This is a genomic window from Thermococcus sp. AM4 (assembly GCF_000151205.2).
In the GTDB taxonomy this organism is placed as follows: Archaea; Methanobacteriota_B; Thermococci; order Thermococcales; family Thermococcaceae; genus Thermococcus.
The window spans coordinates 1,262,332-1,281,346 of record NC_016051.1 but is presented as its reverse complement, the minus strand read 5'-3'; the positions used below and the strand labels follow the sequence as shown (position 1 = coordinate 1,281,346).

Here is a 19,015-nt window from a genome sequence, read left to right as displayed (position 1 = left end):
TTTCGATACCCATAAGTAGTTCGGGCGCGTAGAGGGATTAAGGTGTCCTCGATGGACACGGTGAAGATGCTGAGGATCATCTCCAACGAGACGAACCTTCAGATACTCTCCGTACTCAAGTCGGGCTCCTTTAATCCTCGCGAGCTCGCCCGCATCCTCCAGAGGGACGAGACCGACGTGTCGAGGCGGCTTCGACTCATGGAGCGCCTCGGGCTCGTGGAGGGCAGATGGGTCAGGGTAAGGGGGAGGAACGTTAGGGTCTACTCCCTCAAAGTTGGGGAACTCCGGATAAGCTTTGAACCCGGCGGCGTGGTTCTCCAGACGTCGAACCGCGTTCGCTACGAAGTTCCCCTGCTCGAGGAGAGGCTTCCCCGGGTTGGCCTCTTCGTTGGCAGAAGCTTGGAGGTTTCTCGGCTGGTCTCGGCGGAGGAGAGCGTTATAGTGATATATGGAATGGCGGGCATAGGGAAGACCAGCCTCGCCGCCAGGGTCTTTGGAGACGCCTTCTGGTACCAGATGACCGGGGTGGAGGGCTTTGACTACCTGGCCTGGCAGCTCGGGCTCTTCCTGAACACGAGGGGTTACTCGCTCCTCCTCGACTACCTCCGGGGAGGTGGCAGGGAGGAGAGGGCTATCTTTGAGCTCATCCTTGAGGGAATTGAGGAAACCGGGGCGAAGATAGTCCTCGATGACCTTCACAAGTGCCGGGATGACGTTATCCTGAGGCTCGTTTCCTTCCTGTCGTCGAGGCTGAGGAACGGAAAACTCGTGCTCCTCTCGCGCGAGAGGCCCAACCTCGGTCTGTGGGACAACCTCCTTTACCTCCACCTCAGGGGCCTTGAACCCGAGGACGCCTACGAGCTCCTGAGGAGTCGGGGCGTCGAGATGGAGCCGGATGAGTTTGCGAAGCTCTACGGCGTGACGCGAGGGCATCCCCTCGCCCTCAACCTCTACGCCGAGGCTGGGGGCGGAACCCGTGGTGACATCGGGAACTTCTTCGATGCTATCTTTGCGGAGGCCTACGGTTCCCTGACGGAAGATGAGAGGGAGATGCTCTCCCTCATGGCCCTATTTGAGGAGCCCCTCGAATACGATGCAATCAAGCGCCTCTACGGGAGGAGAAACACCTTTCCCGTCCTCTACTCCCTCCTGAGGAAGGGGCTGGTGGAGCGGAGCGGTGAAAGCTACTTCCTCCACGATCTGGTGCGAAGCCTCGCGAGGAAGGGCTTTCACGGGGACGAGCGGGATTATTACCTTGAGTACGCCGAGTATCTGCTCTCTAAGAACTCCCCCACAGACTTCATAAGGGCGTTCAGGTACACGATCCGGTCGGGAAGGTTTGAGAGGTTTAGGGATCTGACGGAGACGAGGATACGGAGGTTCAACCACCTCATAGCCGACTTTCCAACTGCTTATCTGAGGGTTTTAAGCGAGGCCGAGGAAAGCCCCTACGTTGATTCCGAAATCGCGGAGGTGTACTTCCAGAGGGGCTTCTTCGACAGGGCGGAGGAGCTGTGGCTGAAGGCCCTCGATGGGCTGGACGGAATTCACCTCGCCAACGTGCTTAGCTACCTCAGCGACCTCTACATCGAAAGGAACGAGTTCGAGAAGGCCAGGGAATACCTCAAACGGACCGAGGCCATAGCCGAGACCCTGAACGATCCACTCGTCTGGCTCTGGTACCACATGGAGCGGACGAAGTACGATTACTACACCGGCGATCTGGAGGGGGCGTTGAGGAGCGCCGTGCGGGAGATGGAGGTCTTAAAACTCCTCCCGCCGGATCCGGAGCGGGAAGTTAAGGTGCTCTTCCACGTTGGTGACGTTTACTGCGAGATGGGCGAGTGCGGCAAGGGCGTTGACTACTACCTTCGAGCCCTCGAGTTCTCCCTCGCCAGCGGTCTGACCTTCAGCGCCAGCATGGCCCGCTTTGAGCTCTCAAAGGCTTACTACAACCTGGGCGATTACGGAAAGGCCGCGGAGCTGGCGGGTGAGGCTTCGGAGTACTTCCTCAGGATCAAGAACTACCGCAGGGCCGTTGATTCCCTTGCCTACATGACCGTTGCCCTCATAGGGCTCGGCGAGCTGGAGGAGGCTGAGAGAAACGCCGAAAAAATGATAGCGCTGGCCCAGAGCACGAACTATCCCCTCGCGTGGGCTGGTTATCTCTTCCTCGGTGCGGTGAGGGAGCTGATGGGCGACGACGGAGGGGAGTACTTCCGCAGGGGGAGGGAGCATCTGGGGAAGTACGAATGGCTGTACGATGCGGTTCTCCACGAGCTGGGCAGGGTCTTTGACCTGAGGGTTATTCATAACGATTATTAACGATGGCCCCCTATTTTCTCCGGTGGGAGAATGGTCGGTTCGACGTTTCGAAACCTCCTCCTGAAACTCGGCCTCCCGGAGGAGAGGCTTGAAATCCTTGAGGGCAAGGGCGGCCTTATGGAAGACGAGTTCGAGGGCATAAGATACCTCCGCTTCCGCGATTCGGCCAGGGGGTTCAGGAGGGGGACCGTTGTATTCGAGGACGGCACCGTCGTCGCGGGTTTTCCGCACATAAAGAGGATCGTCCAGCTTGAGAACGGGATAAGGCGGGTTTTCAAGGGCAGACCCTTCTACGTCGAGGAGAAGGTCGACGGCTACAACGTTCGCGTCGTCAAGGTCAGGGGCAGGATTTTGGCGCTCACGAGGGGCGGTTTCGTCTGTCCCTTCACGACCGAGAGGATCCTCGACTTCGTTAATGAGGAGTTCTTCAGGGACTACCCCAACCTGATTCTCGTTGGCGAGATGGCCGGGCCGGAGAGCCCTTACCTCGTTGAGGGACCGCCCTACGTCAAAGAGGACATCAAGTTCTTCCTGTTCGACGTTCAGGAAAAGGGAACCGGCAGGAGCGTTCCAGTTGAGGAGAGGCTCAAACTTGCGGAGGAGTACGGCATTGATCACGTGGAGGTCTTCGGTCTCTACGACCGCTCGAGGATGGATGAGCTCTACGACCTCATCGAGAGGCTGAGCGGGGAGGGCAGAGAGGGCATCGTGATGAAGACGCCCGATATGCGGAGGATAGCGAAGTACGTGACGCCCTACGCCAACATCAACGACATCAGGATAGGCTCCCACATATTCTTTGATCTGCCCCACGGCTACTTCATGCAGAGGATCAAGAGGCTGGCCTTCTATCTGGCTGAAAAGCGCATCAGGGGCGAGGAGTTCGACGAATACGCGAAGGCCCTCGGTAGGGCCCTTCTCCAGCCCTTCGTCGAGAGCATTCACGAAGTTGCCGGCGGGGGGGAGGTGGAGGAGACCTTCCGGGTCAGGGTGAAGAACGTGAGCACCGCCCACAGGATGGTTACCCACTTTGAGAGGCTCGGAGTTAAGATCCACATCGAGGACATCGAGGACCTCGGAAACGGCTACTGGAGGATAACCTTCAAGCGCGTTTATCCGGACGCAACGCGCGAGATAAGGGAGCTTTGGAACGGCCTGGCGTTCGTGGATTGATGCGGAGGGGATTAGTGAGTTATGAGTCCGGCGAAACCCTTTTATTGATTTCGATGCCAGATTATATTATGAAGATTCGAAAATTTGTAAACAGGGAATGGGAGCTTAAAACACTCGAAAGGCTCTATAACGAAGACGACTTCACACTCGTTCTCGTCACGGGAAGGAGAAGAATCGGGAAAAGCCGCCTCGTTAGGGAGTTCTTGAAGGACAAGGATGCCATAGCTGTTCAGTTCGAAAAGAGGGTGTGGGAGTACAACCTCGCGAAGCTCAACCGGGCCATCGGGGAGCACTTTAAGATTCCCATTCCGAACTTCACAACGTTTACCGACGCGTTCCGCTTCATCGCGTCCCAAGCTGAGGGCAGACTTGTTGTGTTCCTCGACGAGTTCTCCTATCTGCTCCGCTATTCCGAAGTTGAGGCGGAGTTTCAGAGCATCGTTGATGAAGTTCTTCCCGAAAGCGACGTCATGCTAATTCTTTCGGCTTCCTCTGTCGGACTGCTGAAGAGGAGCTTCTTCGACTACTCAAGCCCGCTCTACGGCCGGAGCGACGCGACGCTCAACCTTCAGCCCCTTCGTTTCAGGCACCTCTTCGAATGGTTTTCGGCCTTGGTTCCAGAAGACGCGGTAGAGCTCTACGCGGTGACCTCTGGTGTTCCGAGGTACCTTGAGCTCTTCAGCGGAAGGAACGTCGAGGAAGAGATAACGCGGAACTTCTTCGACCCGAACGCCTTCCTCTTCCGCGAGGCGAAGGAACTTCTTGAGGAGGAGTTTAGAGAGCCAGAGACATATTACACTATACTTGAGGCGGTCGCGAGGGGAAAAACGCGCGTCAATGAAATCGCGGGGTATTCTTTCATCGAGCCGAAGAACACGGCGCGCTATCTGCGGATTCTCGAAGACCTTGGGATTCTAAAAAGGGAACTGCCCGTTGGGAGGAAGGCAAAGAGGGGGATTTACCGTTTTAAAGATCTTTACTTCGCTTTCTGGTTCCGGTTTGTCGCACCGTACTTCGAGGAAATCGAGAGCGGTTTTCCGGAGGGGGCGCTCGAAGAGTTCGAGCGGGACTTCAACTGCTATCTCGGCTTTGCGTTCGAGGAGATTGCCAGGCAGTTCCTCATCGAGCTGAACAGGGGTGGAAAGCTACCCTTTAAGTTCACGAAAATTGGCAGATGGTGGAAGAAAGGAGAGGAAATTGATCTCGTCGCCCTCAAAGAGAGGGGGAAGAATGCTCTCTTCGTTGAGGTAAAGTGGAAGGATTTGAGCGAGCGAGAAGCGCGGGGGATTCTGAAGGACTTGGAGCGGAAAGCAGAGCTAGTCGAGCTGGAAGGCTGGAGGAAGAGCTACGGGCTTGTGGCCAGGAAGGTTGAAGGGAAAGAGGAGCTGAGGGGAGAGGGCTTTTTAGTTTGGGACTTGGATGACTTTGAGGGGCAGTTGTCAGGAGACCAGTAACCGCGGAGACTTTGAGAGGCTGAGGGAGATAGAGGGGCTCTAATCTGTGGGGGTACAAGTAACTTAGTTTTAGTTTTAAACAGCGCCCGGAGGGCGCTAATGGGAGGAAAACACGTTCAAAACTTGTGTGTTTGGAAGTAAACCCGTGAGAACAAGCCATTCAAGGGGCATGCTGGCTTTGATGAAACTTTGCCGGGCAAAGTTTCCTGGCTTGGCAAAAGTTTCTGGTGCGGGGGCGGGGATTTGAACCCCGGAACCCCTACGGGACGGGACCCTGAATCCCGCGCCTTTGGCCAGGCTCGGCTACCCCCGCGCAAGAGATGGGAGGAGTTGGATGTTTATAAATTTAACGTTCAAGCTTTTTGACGCCTTCCCGTGTCCCAACGAGCACAACGTCGGCTATATCCGCGAATATGCCGTTTTCCACGACTCCTGGAATCGTGTTGAGCTCTATCTCCATGTCGAGGGGATCGTCTATCCTCTCGAACCGGGCGTCGAGTATGAAGTTTCCGTTGTCCGTGATCACGGGCCCGTCCTTCTTTACCGCCATCCTCAGCTCCGCTCTGGCGTTGAAGACCTCCAGCTCCTCGGCGATGGCGCGCCACGCTGCCGGAATGACCTCGATCGGAACGGGCATTCTCTCGCCGAGGCGCTTTACAAGCTTGCTCTCGTCTACGAGGACTACGAAGGTGCCGGCGCGGTATTCGATTATCTTCTCCATGGTCAGCGCCGCTCCGCGCCCCTTGATGAGGTTCAAAGCGGGATCGACCTCGTCCGCCCCATCAACCGCTATGTCAATTGCGTCCGCCTCGTCTAGGGAGAGGAGGGGTATCCCGTGCTCAATCGCTAAGAGTCTTGACTGATGGGAGGTGGGTATGCCGTAAATTTCGAGTTCCTCCTCCCTGATGAGCTCTCCAAGGAACTTTATGAAGTAGGCGGTAGTGGAGCCGGTTCCGAGGCCTATAACCATGTCGTCGTCAACGAAGGACAGCGCCTCCCTGGCGACGGCCTTCTTTAATTCCTCCATGTTCCCACCTCATGTTGAGTTCATCATCTGGGCGAGCAGGCTCTGGTTGCTGTACGGCACCGGCTTGAAGTCTATTCCTACAGTATACACGAGCATCGTGAAGTACAGCCAGAAGAGGAACCAGCCCCAGAAGGCTTTTCTGAGGATCGCTCCCCTCAGCTCTTTTCCCTCGAGGCCCTTCAGTTCCTCTGGAAGGTCGTCCTTCAGAATCGCCCTGACGAACACGTCCGTGATCAGGAACATCAGAGCCCCGAGAACCCACGCGGCCCTGTTTTGGACGGAAAGTGCACCGCTGATTACCCCGGTGATCGCTCCCCACAGGTACACGGTAAGGGCGAACTTGTTCTCCGGTTTCAATTCTCTCACCTACTAACCCTCCGGGCTTTGCTTTTAAAATCTTATCCCATCCGGGCGGATTTGGAAAGGAGAAATCGGAACCACAAAAGATAAAAGCTTTAACCTCGTAAAGGGGCTGTGGATAGGTCGCTCTATGCACGAGAATTCCGCAGTTAAATCACAGCGCAGGAGGTGTAACTCTTGGAGGGCCGCTCCATAGTTTTTGCGTCTGGAAAGGGAGGTACTGGAAAAACGACCACCGTGGCAAACTTGGGCGTTGCATTGGCCCAGTTCGGAAAGGAGGTCATCCTGATTGACGCTGACATCACGATGGCAAACCTCAGCCTCGTCCTCGGTATGGAGGACATTCCGATAACCCTGCACGACGTCCTGGCGAGGGAAGCGGATCTAAAGGACGCGATCTACGAGGGGCCGGCGGGCGTTAAGGTGATCCCCGGTGGACTCAGCCTCGAGAAGATCAAGAAGGCAAAGCCCGAGAGGCTCAGGGAGGTCATCAGGGAGATAAGCCAGATGGCCGATTTCATCCTCATTGATGCCCCTGCCGGATTGGAGATGACATCGGTTACGGCCCTGCTCATCGGTAAGGAGCTTATAATCGTCACGAACCCGGAGATCTCGGCAATAACCGACTCGCTCAAGACCAAACTCATAGCCGAGAAGCTTGGAACGCTCCCGCTCGGTGCCGTGCTCAACAGGGTAACCAACGAGAAGACCGAGCTCAGCCAGGAGGAGATAGAGGCTATCCTTGAGGTGCCGGTTCTTGCGGTTATCCCCGAGGATCCGGAGGTAAAGAGGGCCAGCGCCTACGGTGTGCCCCTCGTTATCAAGAATCCCACCAGCCCGGCGGCGATAGCGATCAAGCAGCTGGCGGCAAAGCTCGCGGGCATTAAGTGGGAGCCACCGCAGCCAGAGAGTCCAATCAAGAGGGTCTTTAAGGCAATATTCGGCGGCAGGAGGTGATGCCGATGGCAGCGACGATACTCTACGTCTTCATCATAGTCCTCGGCTTCATAAACCTCATGCTTCTCCTGCTCTACCTCTCGGCCAAGAAGAACCCCTACTACGTGGTCTACGACGAGGAGACGAAGTCGGCATTAAAGCGCCGTGTTACTAACCTCAAGGAGGAGCTCGAGGAGGAGCTCGTGGACTTCGACGTCGAGGAGTGGGAGAGGGAACTCGAGGAGAGCATCGAGGAAGAGGTCAGGAACCTCTGACCGTTTCTGTTCTTCATTACCCTTCTCTGGCCCATTAAGTTTTTAAAGTTACCTCTTGTTTCTAAAAGTGGTGGGGCGCATGGTGGTGAGGCTGGGTTACAGGGACAAGGTGGTCTACGTTGATGGCGGGCGTGTCTACCTGTTCCGCGGAAGGCTGTACAGCGCCCCACTTGATGAGGTTCTGCGCTCGGCGTACTCTGGAGACGGCCTGGTTCCTCCGGAGATCAGGGAGATAGCCGGCGACGTCGCCAGGATCTTTGAGGCGTTGCCAAACCTGAACGATGGGAGCACCACAAGGGGCCCCTCGGGGCAGACAATCTACGCCTAACCACCTTTCTCCAGTTAGGCTTCCCGATTAGAGCGAAGGAGTTAAAAACCGATCCATCCTATTTTTATGCCAGCTAAAACTTAGGAGGGTTGGACATGAGGGCAAAGGTCAGAATACTGGACGTGTTCAGCGGCAGGTATTCGGTTTTCATAAACGAGGAGGAGGCGAAGAAGGCCAAACTCCACCCGGATGACCTGGTCAAGGTGGAGTCCGGGAAAAAGACGATCTACGGGAGTCTGGTCATAAGCAACCTCGTTGGGCCGGGCGAGGTCGGCGTGAGCAGGGACGTCCTGCAGCTCCACAGCCTCTCGGAGGGAGAGGTCGTAACCCTGACGCCCGTTGGTACCCCCGAGAGCGTCAGGTACATCAAGAAAAAGATGCACGGAGAAAAGCTCCGCAAGGTTGAGATCGAGGCGATAGTCAGGGACATCGTTGACAGAAAGCTGAGGGACATCGAAATAAGCTCCTTCGTCACCGCCCTTGAGATAAACGGCCTCGACATGGACGAAATAGCCGCTTTGACCATAGCGATGGCCGAGACCGGAGACATGCTCGACATCGACAGGAAGCCGATCATGGACGTCCACAGCATCGGTGGCGTTCCCGGAAACAAGACCAACATCCTCGTCGTTCCGATCGTTGCCGCCGCGGGTTTGACGATACCGAAGACCAGCTCGAGGGCCATAACCAGCGCCGCGGGAACGGCAGACGTGGTCGAGGTCTTCGCCAACGTCAGCTTCTCGCTCGACGAGATCAAGAGGATAGTTGAGAAGGTCGGGGCCTGTCTCGTCTGGGGAGGGGCTTTAAACCTCGCGCCCGCCGATGACATAACAATAAAGGCCGAACGCGCCCTCAGCGTTGATCCGCCGGGGCTGATGCTCGCTAGCATAATGTCCAAGAAGTACGCAATGGGCAGCCAGTACGTCCTCATAGACATACCGACGGGCAAGGGCGTTAAGGTCGAAACGATGGACGAGGCTAGGGCCCTCGCGAGGGACTTCATAGAGCTCGGCAAGAGGCTCGGCCAGTACGTCGAGGTGGCGATAACCTACGGCGGCCAACCGATTGGACACACCGTCGGGCCGGCTCTGGAAGCGAGGGAGGCACTCTCCGCCCTGATGACTGGCAAGGGACCGGGAAGCCTGATTGAGAAGGCCCTCGGCCTTGCGGGAATTCTGCTCGAGATGGGCGGCGTTGCCCCAGCTGGAATGGGTAAGAAGATGGCCAGGGAGATCCTCGAGAGCGGAAAGGCCTACGAGAAGATGAAGGAGATCATCGAGGAACAGGGCGGCGATCCGAACATCAAGCCGGAGGACATACAGATAGGCGACAAGACCTACACCTTCACCGCCCCGACGAGCGGCTACGTAACTGGGATAGACAACAGGGCCATAACGGGAATAGCCAGGGCCGCCGGAGCGCCTGAGGACAAGGGTGCCGGGCTGGAGCTCTACGTCAAGGTCGGCGAGAAGGTCAAGGAGGGCGATCCCCTCTTCACGATCCACGCCGAGAGCGAGGCCAGGCTCGATCAGGCGATCGTCTTCGCCCGGAGAACCGAGCCCATCAGGATCGAGGGAATGGTCCTCCAGCGAATCGGAAACATCTGACCCCATCTTTCCCTTTTCATCGACCGCAAAATTTATAAACCCGCCCAGAAAGGAGATAACGGCGTGTCGAGTGGGCCGGTAGCTCAGCCTGGTATGAGCGCCGCCTTGGCAAGGCGGAGGCCCCGGGTTCAAATCCCGGCCGGTCCACCATCCTTGGGTTGGGCCCGTGGTCTAGACTGGTTATGACGCCACCCTGACAAGGTGGAGGTCCGGGGTTCGAATCCCCGCGGGCCCACCAGCGTCTTCTCAGAGTATTCTCTTACTCCAGTCCTCCCTAACAAAAATCTGAGAAATGTCTAAGCACCTCACTAGCTTACTGTTGTCGATTTCTTTGCCGTATACTCGTCACTTTATTATTATGATTGTCTTCTTTCTGGTTTTTCTCTGTATTCGTCTTAGATACCCTTTTAGTATCTTGACTTTGACACCTTCTTCTTCGAGCATTTCTATATATTCATCAAGCCCAAGGTTGTATCCAATATCTAATATGACCGCAATAATCTCAACAGAAGGATTTGCTTTTTTGTATCTGCGAACTTGGCCGATAAGTTCGTCTAATTTATTTCTTGATCTGGCTATTTTCAATTCAATTCCTATTGGTCTGTCATTCTCTCTTTCTATCAAAATATCAATTCTTCCATTTCGGATACTGTTTTCTCTTCTAACTTTAACTCCCTTTTTCCTTAATGCACCATTCAAAAAGTAGTAGAGCTGATCCTTTAGCTCTCTTTCATTTTCAACAGGATCTGGCTTAAAATCCTCCAATATCTCCAATATTTTTGATATGCTAATTTCGTTGACTAATTTTTTGTTTTTAATTACGGTTTCTAGTCTTGGATTTTCTCTAGGTTCGAACTTTTCTAATTCGTCAATTAAATCCCTATATTCAACCATACATCTCTTAGCCTCATCTATGATTGTATCTAAGCTAAGATTAGAAGCGAGATACTCTATCAAATCATGTTTCGTTGGGTTTAGTATACCAAAAGGTCCTATCAAAAGATGCCTAGATTTGATGTCTTCTAGCTGTTTTTGTGAAAACCTGGACAAGATTTTTCGTTTTGTTTCAAGCACTTTTTGTCTGTGGTCTTTACTTTCTTTTTCGGATGTCGTATCAAACAGAGACGGAATGTCTATAAGAAACCCTTTCATGTACATCACCCAGTAACTATTTGGAACTAAGCGTTCATAAATAGTTTTTGTTAGTTTTTTATGATAATTCTGCGTTATGATACTCTGCCCAATCTTCTGAACTGCTACCTTCTAAACACTCGTTCTAACACCCCATAAAAATGATTAGGTAAAATTGACGAACGATTGCTCACAGATCCCTGAGCTTCTTCATCTTTCCGGCCTTTATCTGGAGGTACCCCTTCCTCTCGAGGAAGCGAAGTAGCTCGTCGAAGGCTTCCTTTGACGCGTGAACGACCAGCGTCCCCTTCTCGGTTGGTATCTGCAGGGGAAGGGCCCTGAGGAAGCTCCTTTTGAACTCCTCAACGTCGACTTTTCTATCTCCAAGGGCCTTCAGGATCTCCCCCGCCAGTATGGACCTCCCAACGAGGGCGAAGTAGGCCTTAAGAACGTCCTCCTCCGGGAAGTACTTGCTGGCGATCCTCCCAAAGGCGTTTATCTTCTCCATCCTCAGCTCCTGAACCTCGAACTCCCACTCTGGCGTGAGGTCGGTAAAAACGAACTGTTTGGCGACCTTCTCAAGTCCCTCGGGGTTGGTCACCAGGTTGAAGGGGAACTTGAACTGGAACCTCAGCGTGAGGGGGTCGATTCCCTCCTTCAACCTCAGGGTGTTCTCCTCGGGATTGTAGTCGAGCGCCCCCGCGTTGTACAGCTGGTCCAGAACGTCCGCCACCCAGAGCCCCTCGGAGAGCAGTTTGTCCGCAGATTCTCCCGCCTTCAGGTGGTCGAGGATGTGATTTATGCTCTCCCGGAACGAGTTGAAGCCCTCCATCAGGGCCTCCCTGTCAACGCCCTCCATAACCTCGATCTTCGCCCTTATCTCCTCGAGGGTTCCCTCGATTATGTACCCAACGAAGGTCTCGTGGGACTGCTTTTCAACAACTTTGAAGTCCACTCCCTCTCCCCTCAGGTCGGCGGAGAAAGCGTCTCTTAGGGCGGGACTCTTTGTCGAAAGCCTCATACCATCACCGCCTCGGTAAAGGCTAAAAAGCCTTATAGACTTTTGGATTTGGGGTGAGAGGATGAGCGGAGACGGAAAGCAGTACCTCCTCGACAGAACCCTGGAGCGGTGGAAGGGAAAGAGGGTTGCCGTTGGAATCGGCAGCGAGACGAGCTTTTCAGGCGTTCTTGCGGACTTCGACGAAGAGGTAATCCTGCTGAAGGACGTGACGGATTACACAGGGAACAGGACGAAGGAGCTCATAGCGAAGATCGACGACATAAACTGGATAACCCTGCTGTGAGGTGTGGCCATGCGCGCCGTTGCCTTCGTTGGCTTCAAGAAGAGCGGTAAAACGACGACGGTTGAGGCCGTCGCAAGGGTTTTGAAGGAACGCGGTTACCGCGTCGCGATAGCGAAGAGCATGCACGCCGACTTCGACAGGGAAGGGAGCGATACCTGGCGGTTTTCGAAAGTAGCCGATTCGGTTCTCGTCAGAGCCCGCGACACCGACGCGCTCCTGTTTAAGGCAAAGGACGTAAACGCGCTCTTCTCGATGGTTTCGGCCGATTTCCTCCTGCTTGAGGGCTTTAAATCAATCCAGCACGTCCCCAAGGTGGTTTGTGCCAAAAGCGAGGATGAAGTTGGGGAGCTCAACGACGGCTTAGCCATAGCGGTGAGCGGTGTCATAGCTTCGACGGGTGTTGAAGAAATTAACGGCCTTCCTGTAATCGACGCAACTAAGGAACCCGAGAGGCTCGCCGACCTGGTAGAGAAAAAAGCCTTCATGCTCCCCAACATAGACTGCGGCCTCTGCGGCTTCCGCTGTGCTGAAATGGCGAGGATGATAGTTAGGGGCGAGAAAACTCTGAGGGACTGCGTTGTGCTGAGCTCAAAGCCCAGAGTCACGGTCAAGATAGACGGCCAGGTTCTACCGATGAAGGACTGGGTGCAGGAGCTGGTCGAGAAGACGATAAAGGGCATGCTCTCGGCCATGAAGGGCTACCGCGAGGGCAGGAGGATAGAGATAGTAATCAAGGACGAGTGAAACAAAAGGCCTGAAAATCATCTAAAAATGCCCCCTACCGACGCCATGTCCGTGTTATTATGGCCTCTCCCGGATACAAGCAGTTTAGCTGCCCAGAATGGGAAAACCTTTAACCCTTTCTTCCCTAAGTTATCTGGTGGGCAGTATGGAGCGCTATATCCTCTCACTCGACGAGGGAACTACTTCCGCGAGGGCGATAATCTTCGACAGGGAGAGCAACATCATCGGCCTCGGTCAGTACGAGTTTCCCCAGCACTATCCGAGGCCCGGCTGGGTGGAGCACAATCCGGAGGAAATCTGGGACGCGCAGTTCAGGGCCATAAAGACTGCCCTTGAGCGGGCGAAAATAGAGCCAAGTCAAATAGCGGCGATTGGCGTTACTAACCAAAGAGAAACTACGATAGTCTTTGACCGCGACGGAAAACCGCTCTACAACGCGATAGTCTGGCAGTGCAGGAGAACGGCCGAGCTTATCGAGGAGATAAAGCGCGAATACGGGGATATGATAAAGCAGAAGACCGGCCTCGTCCCCGACGCTTACTTCTCCGCGAGCAAGCTCAAGTGGCTCCTCGACAACGTTCCAGGCTTAAGGGAGAAGGCGGAGAAGGGCGAAGTCCTCTTTGGAACCGTCGACACTTTCTTAATCTACCGCCTCACTGGAGAGCACGTAACCGATTACTCCAACGCCTCAAGGACGATGCTCTTCAACATAAAGAGGCTCGACTGGGATGACGAACTCCTTGAAATCTTCGGGATCCCGGAGGAGGTTCTGCCGGAAGTGAAGGAGTCGAGCGAGGTCTACGGCTACACGAAGAAGGAACTCCTCGGGACGGAGATTCCGGTGAGCGGCGATGCAGGAGACCAGCAGGCGGCTCTGTTCGGGCAGGCGGGCTTCGAGACCGGAATGGTGAAGGCCACCTACGGAACGGGAAGCTTCATTTTAGCAAACACCGGAAAGACCGTCCGCTACTCCGATAATCTGCTCACGACAATAGCCTGGGGACTCAACGGAAAGGTTACCTATGCCCTCGAGGGAAGCGTTTTTGTAACGGGAGCAGCGGTTCAGTGGCTCCGCGACGGAATAAAGATTATCAAGCACGCCTCCGAAACCGAGGAACTCGCGAGGAAGCTCGAGAGCAACGAAGGAGTCTACTTCGTCCCGGCTTTCGTCGGCCTTGGAGCACCGTACTGGGACCAGTTCGCACGGGGGCTGATAATCGGTATAACGCGTGGAACCGGCAGGGAGCACCTCGCAAGGGCAACTCTGGAGGCGATAGCCTATCTCACGCGCGACGTCATAGAGGAGATGGAGAAGCTCGTCGGGATAAAGGAGCTCCGCGTTGACGGCGGGGCCACGGCGAACGACTTCCTGATGCAGTTCCAGGCGGACATACTGAACAGGCGCGTTGTCAGGCCCGTCGTCAAGGAAACCACCGCGCTCGGCGCGGCGTATCTGGCCGGACTGGCCGTCGATTACTGGGAGAGCCTTGAGGAGATAGAGAGCCTCTGGAAGGCGGAGAAGGTGTTCGAGCCGGGGATGGACGAGGAAACAAGGAGAAAGCTCTATCACGGCTGGAAGGAGGCGGTAAAGAGGGCCATGGGCTGGGCGAAGGTCGTTGGGGTCTGACGAAAGGGTTATTACTGTTTCCTCCAATTATTTTCAGGTGGGAGCATGGAAACCGTCGAGGCCGTCTATGAGAACGGTGTTCTAAAACCCCTAAAACGGGTGAATCTCAAGGAAGGTGAGAAAGTAACCGTTGTCATAAAGCGGGACGTCCTGAAGCTTGCAGGAAGTGTTAAGAGAGCCGTTAGCGTTGAGGAGCTGGAGGAGGCTTATCATGAGTACGTTCTCCACAGGGGAAAGGGTCTTCCTTGATACCTCTTTCATCTTGAATTTCCTTTTCGGAGACGAGAGGGCTGTGGTCGCGCTTGAAAAAATGATTGACGAAGGAACGAGGTTCTACCTCAACCCAACAGTCATCGGTGAGGTCTGGTTTCAGCTCATGGCTAACGAGTACGTAAAAAAGCATGGAAGGTACTCAACCTACGGCATAAGAGAAAAAGTTGGAGAAATTAAAGAGGCCATCAACGTGGCCGATGAGTTCTTTAGTGCACTTCCAGAGCTTGAAGTGGTTGAGATAACGGAAAGAACCGTGGAAATTGCACGGAGATTAATTGAAGAACACAACCTGCTTCCCAACGACGCTATGATTCTCGCCTCATGTATTCAGTACGGGATTAAGAGGATTGCCACCTTCGACTCTGATTTTAAGAAGGTCCCAAACATTGAGACCCTGCCATGATAAATGAACATCTTCGTCCATCCAAATCCTGTCCTGCCCTGTCCTTTCTTTTAATGCCTCAAAGAGTTCTTTCCTTGCCTTTTCGCCAAACTAAAGGTTAAGGAAAGCTTTAAAACACATGACACCGTTTCTGGAGTCAGATTGAGGTGAAGGTTATGAAGACGAAGGTGGCCATAATAGGGGCAGGAATTAGCGGGGCGAGCATAGCGAGGGTTCTCAGCAGGTACGAGAACCTCGAGGTTCATCTGATAGAAAAAGCTCCGGACGTAGGCTGGGGGGTGAGCAAGGCCAACACGGCTTTAATTCACGGCGGCTACGATGACGACCCCGAGAAGTACCCAACGAGGGCCAGGCTGTGCATAAGGGGAAACCGGCTCTGGCACCAGTGGGCCAAGGAGCTTGAGATTCCGCACGTCTGGAACGGGGCGTTAATAGTCGCGACGAAGGAGGAGGACTTCGACGAGCTCGAGAGACTCTTAGAGCGCGGGAGGAAGAACGGCGTTCCGGAGATGAGAATCGTCGATAGGGACGAACTCTTCCACCTTGAGCCCAACCTCACGAGGGAAGCGATTGGAGCGCTGTGGGTTCCAATAGTGGGTCAGATTGGGCCGATTCCGGCCGTTATCGCGATAACCGAGAACGCCGTTGCGAACGGCGTGAAGACGCACCTCGAGACGGAGGTTACTGGAATAAAGGTCGAGAACGGTGAGGTTAAGGGTGTTGAGACAAAGGATGGCTCCATCGAGGCGGACATCGTTATCAATGCAGCGGGTCTTTACGCGGACAGAATAGCGAGAATGGCAGGCATAGACTACTTCGAAATCCACCCGAGGAAAGGTGAGTACTGGATTTTTGACGACGACGTTCCCGGGCCGAAGCGCGTCCTCTTCCCGACGCCGACGCCGATAAGCAAGGGAATAGTTGTAACCACCGAGATTTCCGGCCATCTGATGATAGGGCCGAACGCCCAGGACTTACCGCCCGAGGAGAAGGAAGACCTCGCCACCACGAGGGAGGGCCTTGAGCAGGTCTGGGAAGGGGCCAAGAAGCTATGGCCACAACTGCCCCCAAGGAGCAAGGTAATCAGAACCTTCGCCGGTCTAAGGCCCGAGCCGACGGGAGGGGACTTCATAATCAAGGCGGAGGAAGAGGTCTGGGGCTTCATCAACGTCGCTGGAATACGCTCACCCGGCCTGACGAGCGCCCCGGCGATAGCCTACGAGGTTGCCGAGATAATCGAGCGCGACCTTGGAATCGAGCTGAAGGAAAAGGAGAAGTGGAACCCCTACAGGAAGGAAATCAGCCACTTCTTCATGATGACGCCCGAGCAGGTGAACGAAGCCGTGAAGAAGAACCCCGCCTACGGAAAGATAGTGTGCCGCTGTAACTCCGTCAGCGAGGGCGACATACTCGAAGCGATTGAGAGGATGAAGTTCATAGGCGTTAAAACGCCGAGCGTTGATTCCGTCAAGTTCAGGACCAAAGCCACAACGGGAACCTGCCAGGGAAGCTTCTGCAGGCCGAAGATTGTCCAGCTTTTGGCGAAGGAATACGGAGTAGAACCTTGGAAAGTTACGCTGAAAGGTAAGGGAAGCGAGATTGGAATAGGAGACGTCAAGGTTCTCCTCAGGGGGGATGCCTGATGTTCCCGAGGATTCCGATGCTGAGCTACGACGTCGTTGTGGTCGGTGGCGGTCCTGCGGGAATGGCGGCCGCGATTAGGGCCAAGGAGCTGGGTTTAAACGTCCTGCTCCTCGACGAGAACGACTACCTTGGAGGAATACTCCCCCAGTGCATTCACCCAGGCTTTGGCCTGCACTACTACAAAGAAGAGCTGACAGGGCCCGAGTTTGCCTCGCGCCTCGCGAAGAGGCTGGTCGAGCTTGGGGTGGAGTACAGAACGGCCGCGAGGGTTCTTGAGATTAGGAACTACTCAGACCTCGAGAAGGTCGTAATCTTCACCTCGCCGAGCGGGGCTTATCAGGCCTGGGCGAAGGCGGTAATCTACGCCGCGGGAGCGAGGGAAAGGCATGCCTTCGAGATTGGAATCGTCGGCGACAGGGTTTCTGGAATCTACACGGCCGGGGAGGCCCAAACGCTGATGGACATCTACGGGATAATGCCCGGTAAGGAGATAGTCATCGTGGGTTCCGGCGACGTTGGCTTGATAATGGCGCGCCGGTTCGCCCTTGAAGGTGCGAAGGTTAAGGCCGTTGTCGAGCTGATGCCCTATCCAGGGGGACTGGCGAGAAACGTGATGATTCTCAGGGACTTTGATATTCCTCTCTACCTGGGCCACAAGGTCGTGGAAGTCCGCGGAAAGGGTCGCGTCGAGCGGGTAAAGGTCGTCAGGGTCGACGAAAACCTCAACGAAATCCCCGGAAGCGAGTTCTGGATTGAGGCGGATACGTTGATAATATCGGCCGGCCTCGTCCCGAGTGTTAAAAAATTGAAAGCCCTAGGCGTTGAGATTGACTCGGCAACAGGCGGACCGGTCGTGAACGACAGACTGGAAACCAGCGTCCCGGGAATATTCGTTGCCGGGAACTCACTCCTGATAAACGACCTCGTTGACTACGTCGCGGAGCAGGGTGAGCTGGCGGTGGAGGGAGCCAAGGAGTTCATCGAGAACGGGGGAATCGAGAGCAGGAAGTGGGTTAAGGTGGAGAAGGGCGAAAACGTCCGCCTGATTGTTCCCCACTACCTCAGTGGAGATAGAGACGTCTACCTCTACCTTCGCGTTGCCAGACCGATGGAGGACGTCGAGCTCAGAATTCCGGAGATAGGCAAGAGGATGAAGCTCCCGGTGGTCAAGCCTGCCGAGATGCTGAGGATAAAACTGAAGGCAGGAGAAATCAGGAAGGCCGAGAAGCTCACCGTGGAGGTGGTGAAGGCATGATATACCGCTTCACATGCATCGTCTGCCCCCTTGGATGTTCAATCGAGGTCGAGATGGAGGACGGGAAGGTCAAGGAAGTTCGCGGTTGCACCTGCCCGCGCGGTGAGGAGTGGGCTATTCAGGAAGTCACGAACCCGAAGAGGGTCGTGATGAGCGTCGTGCCCGTTGAAGGGGGAGCCCTGCCCACGGTGAGCGTCAAGACGGCCGAGCCTGTTCCGAAGGAGAAGATACCGGAGCTCATGAAGTTTCTGGCGAAGCTCAGACTCAAAGCGCCGGTGAAGGTCGGAGAAACTGTTGCGGAGTGGGAAGGGATAAAAATAGTGGCGACGAGGGGGGCTTAGCTCGCCCCTTCCTTTTCCGGAACCTTTATTCTGAAATCCTTCGGTAGCTTCTTGAGTTCAACGTGGAGTTCATACACTGCTTTTCCTGCGGGGTTTTCGTACTCAACGTGAATGGTGTAGGCAAAGCTTCCGAAGGTGTCGGCTATTGTGGCCTCGAAGTACGCTTTCTTCACCCTCATTCTTTGGCTTGATCCCGCTGAGGAGACGCTAAATTTGGCGTTCGGAAGCTTTTCGATGCTTCCGTTGCTCAAACTGCCCCGGACTACGTAGACGCTTCCGTTCTTGGTTATCGAGACGTTTTTTGAGGACAGCATGAGTTTGAGCGCGTGCTTGGCCTGCTCGATGTATCCCTTGAAGAGCATGGGGTCTGTGGTCACAGAATCCGGGAGGCCGGAAATGAGACCTCCTGCAGGTTCGAGCCTGGCATTTGAGCCGTTGACGTAGAGGATGTACTTCTGTCCGGTCATGCCGAAGGGGTCGATTGGTTCCAGGGACACGTTTGCGAGGATTACTCCCCTTTCCTCGTCGACGAGGCCAGTGATCATGAACCCCATTGCGGGATTCGTGGGGAGCATTGTCATCTCTGAGAGGTTGAACTCAACCCTCTCGACCATCGAGAGGTTGTACTTTGTCAGATTGTCGATGCCCTGGAGAAGCTTTTCCTCGATTGTCGGCGTTGATGAGGTCGCTTCTTTGCCCTCATGCCCGGGGCCGCGGGAGATGCACCCGGACAGCAGCACTACAGCCGACAGCAGAAGCGCGAGCAGGGCACGTTTCACGGTTACACCCCCGGTGGAGACAATAAAAG

Annotated in this window: 20 protein-coding genes and 3 tRNA genes; 17 read left to right on the top strand and 6 right to left on the bottom strand. The window is 54.9% G+C overall.

The features are described from left to right. The first annotated feature begins 51 nt into the window (after positions 1–51). From TAM4_RS07040 to TAM4_RS07030, 3 genes are all read left to right on the top strand, one after another. Positions 52–2,325, top strand: a complete 2,274-nt coding sequence (locus tag TAM4_RS07040; RefSeq protein WP_014122548.1) for a tetratricopeptide repeat protein — start codon at positions 52–54, stop codon at positions 2,323–2,325. A gap of 30 nt (positions 2,326–2,355) precedes the next feature. After that, positions 2,356–3,498 (top strand): RNA ligase, encoded by a 1,143-nt coding sequence (locus TAM4_RS07035; protein WP_014122547.1) that lies wholly within the window; start codon positions 2,356–2,358, stop codon positions 3,496–3,498. Positions 3,499–3,566: 68 nt separating this feature from the next. Next, positions 3,567–4,952, top strand: a complete 1,386-nt coding sequence (locus tag TAM4_RS07030) for an ATP-binding protein (protein ID WP_048150216.1) — start codon at positions 3,567–3,569, stop codon at positions 4,950–4,952. 225 nt (positions 4,953–5,177) lie between these two features. Here the strand turns inward: TAM4_RS07030 and TAM4_RS07025 are convergent. The 3 genes from TAM4_RS07025 to TAM4_RS07015 form a co-directional block, all read right to left on the bottom strand. Beyond that, a tRNA-Leu gene (locus TAM4_RS07025) sits at positions 5,178–5,265 on the bottom strand. Between the two features lie 33 nt (positions 5,266–5,298). Next, positions 5,299–5,979, bottom strand: coding sequence for a ribose-5-phosphate isomerase RpiA (gene rpiA / locus TAM4_RS07020; RefSeq protein WP_014122545.1), 681 nt, complete (start codon positions 5,977–5,979; stop codon positions 5,299–5,301). A gap of 9 nt (positions 5,980–5,988) precedes the next feature. Then, the gene (locus TAM4_RS07015) at positions 5,989–6,345 is read right to left on the bottom strand and encodes a hypothetical protein (RefSeq protein WP_014122544.1); all 357 of its coding nucleotides are present in this window, start codon (positions 6,343–6,345) and stop codon (positions 5,989–5,991) included. Positions 6,346–6,516: 171 nt separating this feature from the next. Here TAM4_RS07015 and minD point away from each other — a divergent pair, with 171 nt between their 5' ends. From minD to TAM4_RS06985, 6 genes are all read left to right on the top strand, one after another. Then, positions 6,517–7,296 (top strand): cell division ATPase MinD, encoded by a 780-nt coding sequence (gene minD, locus TAM4_RS07010; RefSeq protein WP_014122543.1) that lies wholly within the window; start codon positions 6,517–6,519, stop codon positions 7,294–7,296. A gap of 5 nt (positions 7,297–7,301) precedes the next feature. Next, entirely contained in the window at positions 7,302–7,550 is a 249-nt protein-coding gene (locus TAM4_RS07005; RefSeq protein ID WP_014122542.1) for a hypothetical protein, read from the top strand. 79 nt (positions 7,551–7,629) lie between these two features. After that, complete coding sequence (locus tag TAM4_RS07000) at positions 7,630–7,878, top strand: hypothetical protein (protein ID WP_014122541.1); 249 nt, start codon at positions 7,630–7,632, stop codon at positions 7,876–7,878. A gap of 95 nt (positions 7,879–7,973) precedes the next feature. Next, positions 7,974–9,485, top strand: a complete 1,512-nt coding sequence (locus TAM4_RS06995; protein ID WP_014122540.1) for an AMP phosphorylase — start codon at positions 7,974–7,976, stop codon at positions 9,483–9,485. A gap of 72 nt (positions 9,486–9,557) precedes the next feature. Next, a tRNA-Ala gene (locus TAM4_RS06990) sits at positions 9,558–9,635 on the top strand. A gap of 10 nt (positions 9,636–9,645) precedes the next feature. After that, positions 9,646–9,723, top strand: a tRNA-Val gene (locus TAM4_RS06985). A gap of 107 nt (positions 9,724–9,830) precedes the next feature. Here TAM4_RS06985 and TAM4_RS06980 read toward each other — a convergent pair. Then, positions 9,831–10,643, bottom strand: a complete 813-nt coding sequence (locus TAM4_RS06980; RefSeq protein ID WP_148258642.1) for a PD-(D/E)XK nuclease family protein — start codon at positions 10,641–10,643, stop codon at positions 9,831–9,833. 163 nt (positions 10,644–10,806) lie between these two features. Beyond that, positions 10,807–11,637, bottom strand: coding sequence for a hypothetical protein (locus tag TAM4_RS06975; protein ID WP_014122538.1), 831 nt, complete (start codon positions 11,635–11,637; stop codon positions 10,807–10,809). Positions 11,638–11,698: 61 nt separating this feature from the next. Here TAM4_RS06975 and TAM4_RS06970 point away from each other — a divergent pair, with 61 nt between their 5' ends. The 8 genes from TAM4_RS06970 (at position 11,699) to TAM4_RS06935 (ending at position 18,207) form a co-directional block, all read left to right on the top strand. Next, positions 11,699–11,920: an LSm family protein gene (locus tag TAM4_RS06970; protein ID WP_014122537.1), complete on the top strand. Its 222-nt coding sequence runs from the start codon at positions 11,699–11,701 to the stop codon at positions 11,918–11,920. Positions 11,921–11,929: 9 nt separating this feature from the next. Beyond that, a complete protein-coding gene (locus tag TAM4_RS06965) occupies positions 11,930–12,664 on the top strand; it encodes a molybdopterin-guanine dinucleotide biosynthesis protein MobB (RefSeq protein ID WP_014122536.1) in 735 nt (244 codons plus the stop codon). 145 nt (positions 12,665–12,809) lie between these two features. Next, a complete protein-coding gene (gene glpK / locus TAM4_RS06960) occupies positions 12,810–14,291 on the top strand; it encodes a glycerol kinase GlpK (RefSeq protein WP_014122535.1) in 1,482 nt (493 codons plus the stop codon). Between the two features lie 45 nt (positions 14,292–14,336). Then, a complete protein-coding gene (locus TAM4_RS06955) occupies positions 14,337–14,540 on the top strand; it encodes an antitoxin family protein (RefSeq protein ID WP_014122534.1) in 204 nt (67 codons plus the stop codon). Then, on the top strand, positions 14,503–14,967 hold the full coding sequence (locus TAM4_RS06950) for a type II toxin-antitoxin system VapC family toxin (protein ID WP_083820420.1): 465 nt from the start codon (positions 14,503–14,505) through the stop codon (positions 14,965–14,967). The genes TAM4_RS06955 and TAM4_RS06950 overlap by 38 nt, the downstream gene beginning before the upstream one ends. 155 nt (positions 14,968–15,122) lie before the next feature. Beyond that, on the top strand, positions 15,123–16,610 hold the full coding sequence (locus TAM4_RS06945; protein ID WP_014122532.1) for an NAD(P)/FAD-dependent oxidoreductase: 1,488 nt from the start codon (positions 15,123–15,125) through the stop codon (positions 16,608–16,610). After that, positions 16,610–17,866, top strand: coding sequence for an NAD(P)/FAD-dependent oxidoreductase (locus TAM4_RS06940; RefSeq protein ID WP_014122531.1), 1,257 nt, complete (start codon positions 16,610–16,612; stop codon positions 17,864–17,866). Before TAM4_RS06945 ends, TAM4_RS06940 begins: the two co-directional genes overlap by 1 nt. Next, positions 17,863–18,207 carry a DUF1667 domain-containing protein gene (locus tag TAM4_RS06935; RefSeq protein WP_014122530.1) on the top strand — a complete coding sequence of 115 codons (345 nt, stop codon included), beginning with the start codon at positions 17,863–17,865 and terminating at the stop codon, positions 18,205–18,207. Before TAM4_RS06940 ends, TAM4_RS06935 begins: the two co-directional genes overlap by 4 nt. On the opposite strand, the gene TAM4_RS06930 is transcribed toward TAM4_RS06935, so the two are convergent. Further along, complete coding sequence (locus TAM4_RS06930; protein ID WP_014122529.1) at positions 18,204–18,986, bottom strand: hypothetical protein; 783 nt, start codon at positions 18,984–18,986, stop codon at positions 18,204–18,206. The two genes, TAM4_RS06935 and TAM4_RS06930, sit on opposite strands and share 4 nt — an antisense overlap. Between the last annotated feature and the right edge of the window lie 29 nt (positions 18,987–19,015).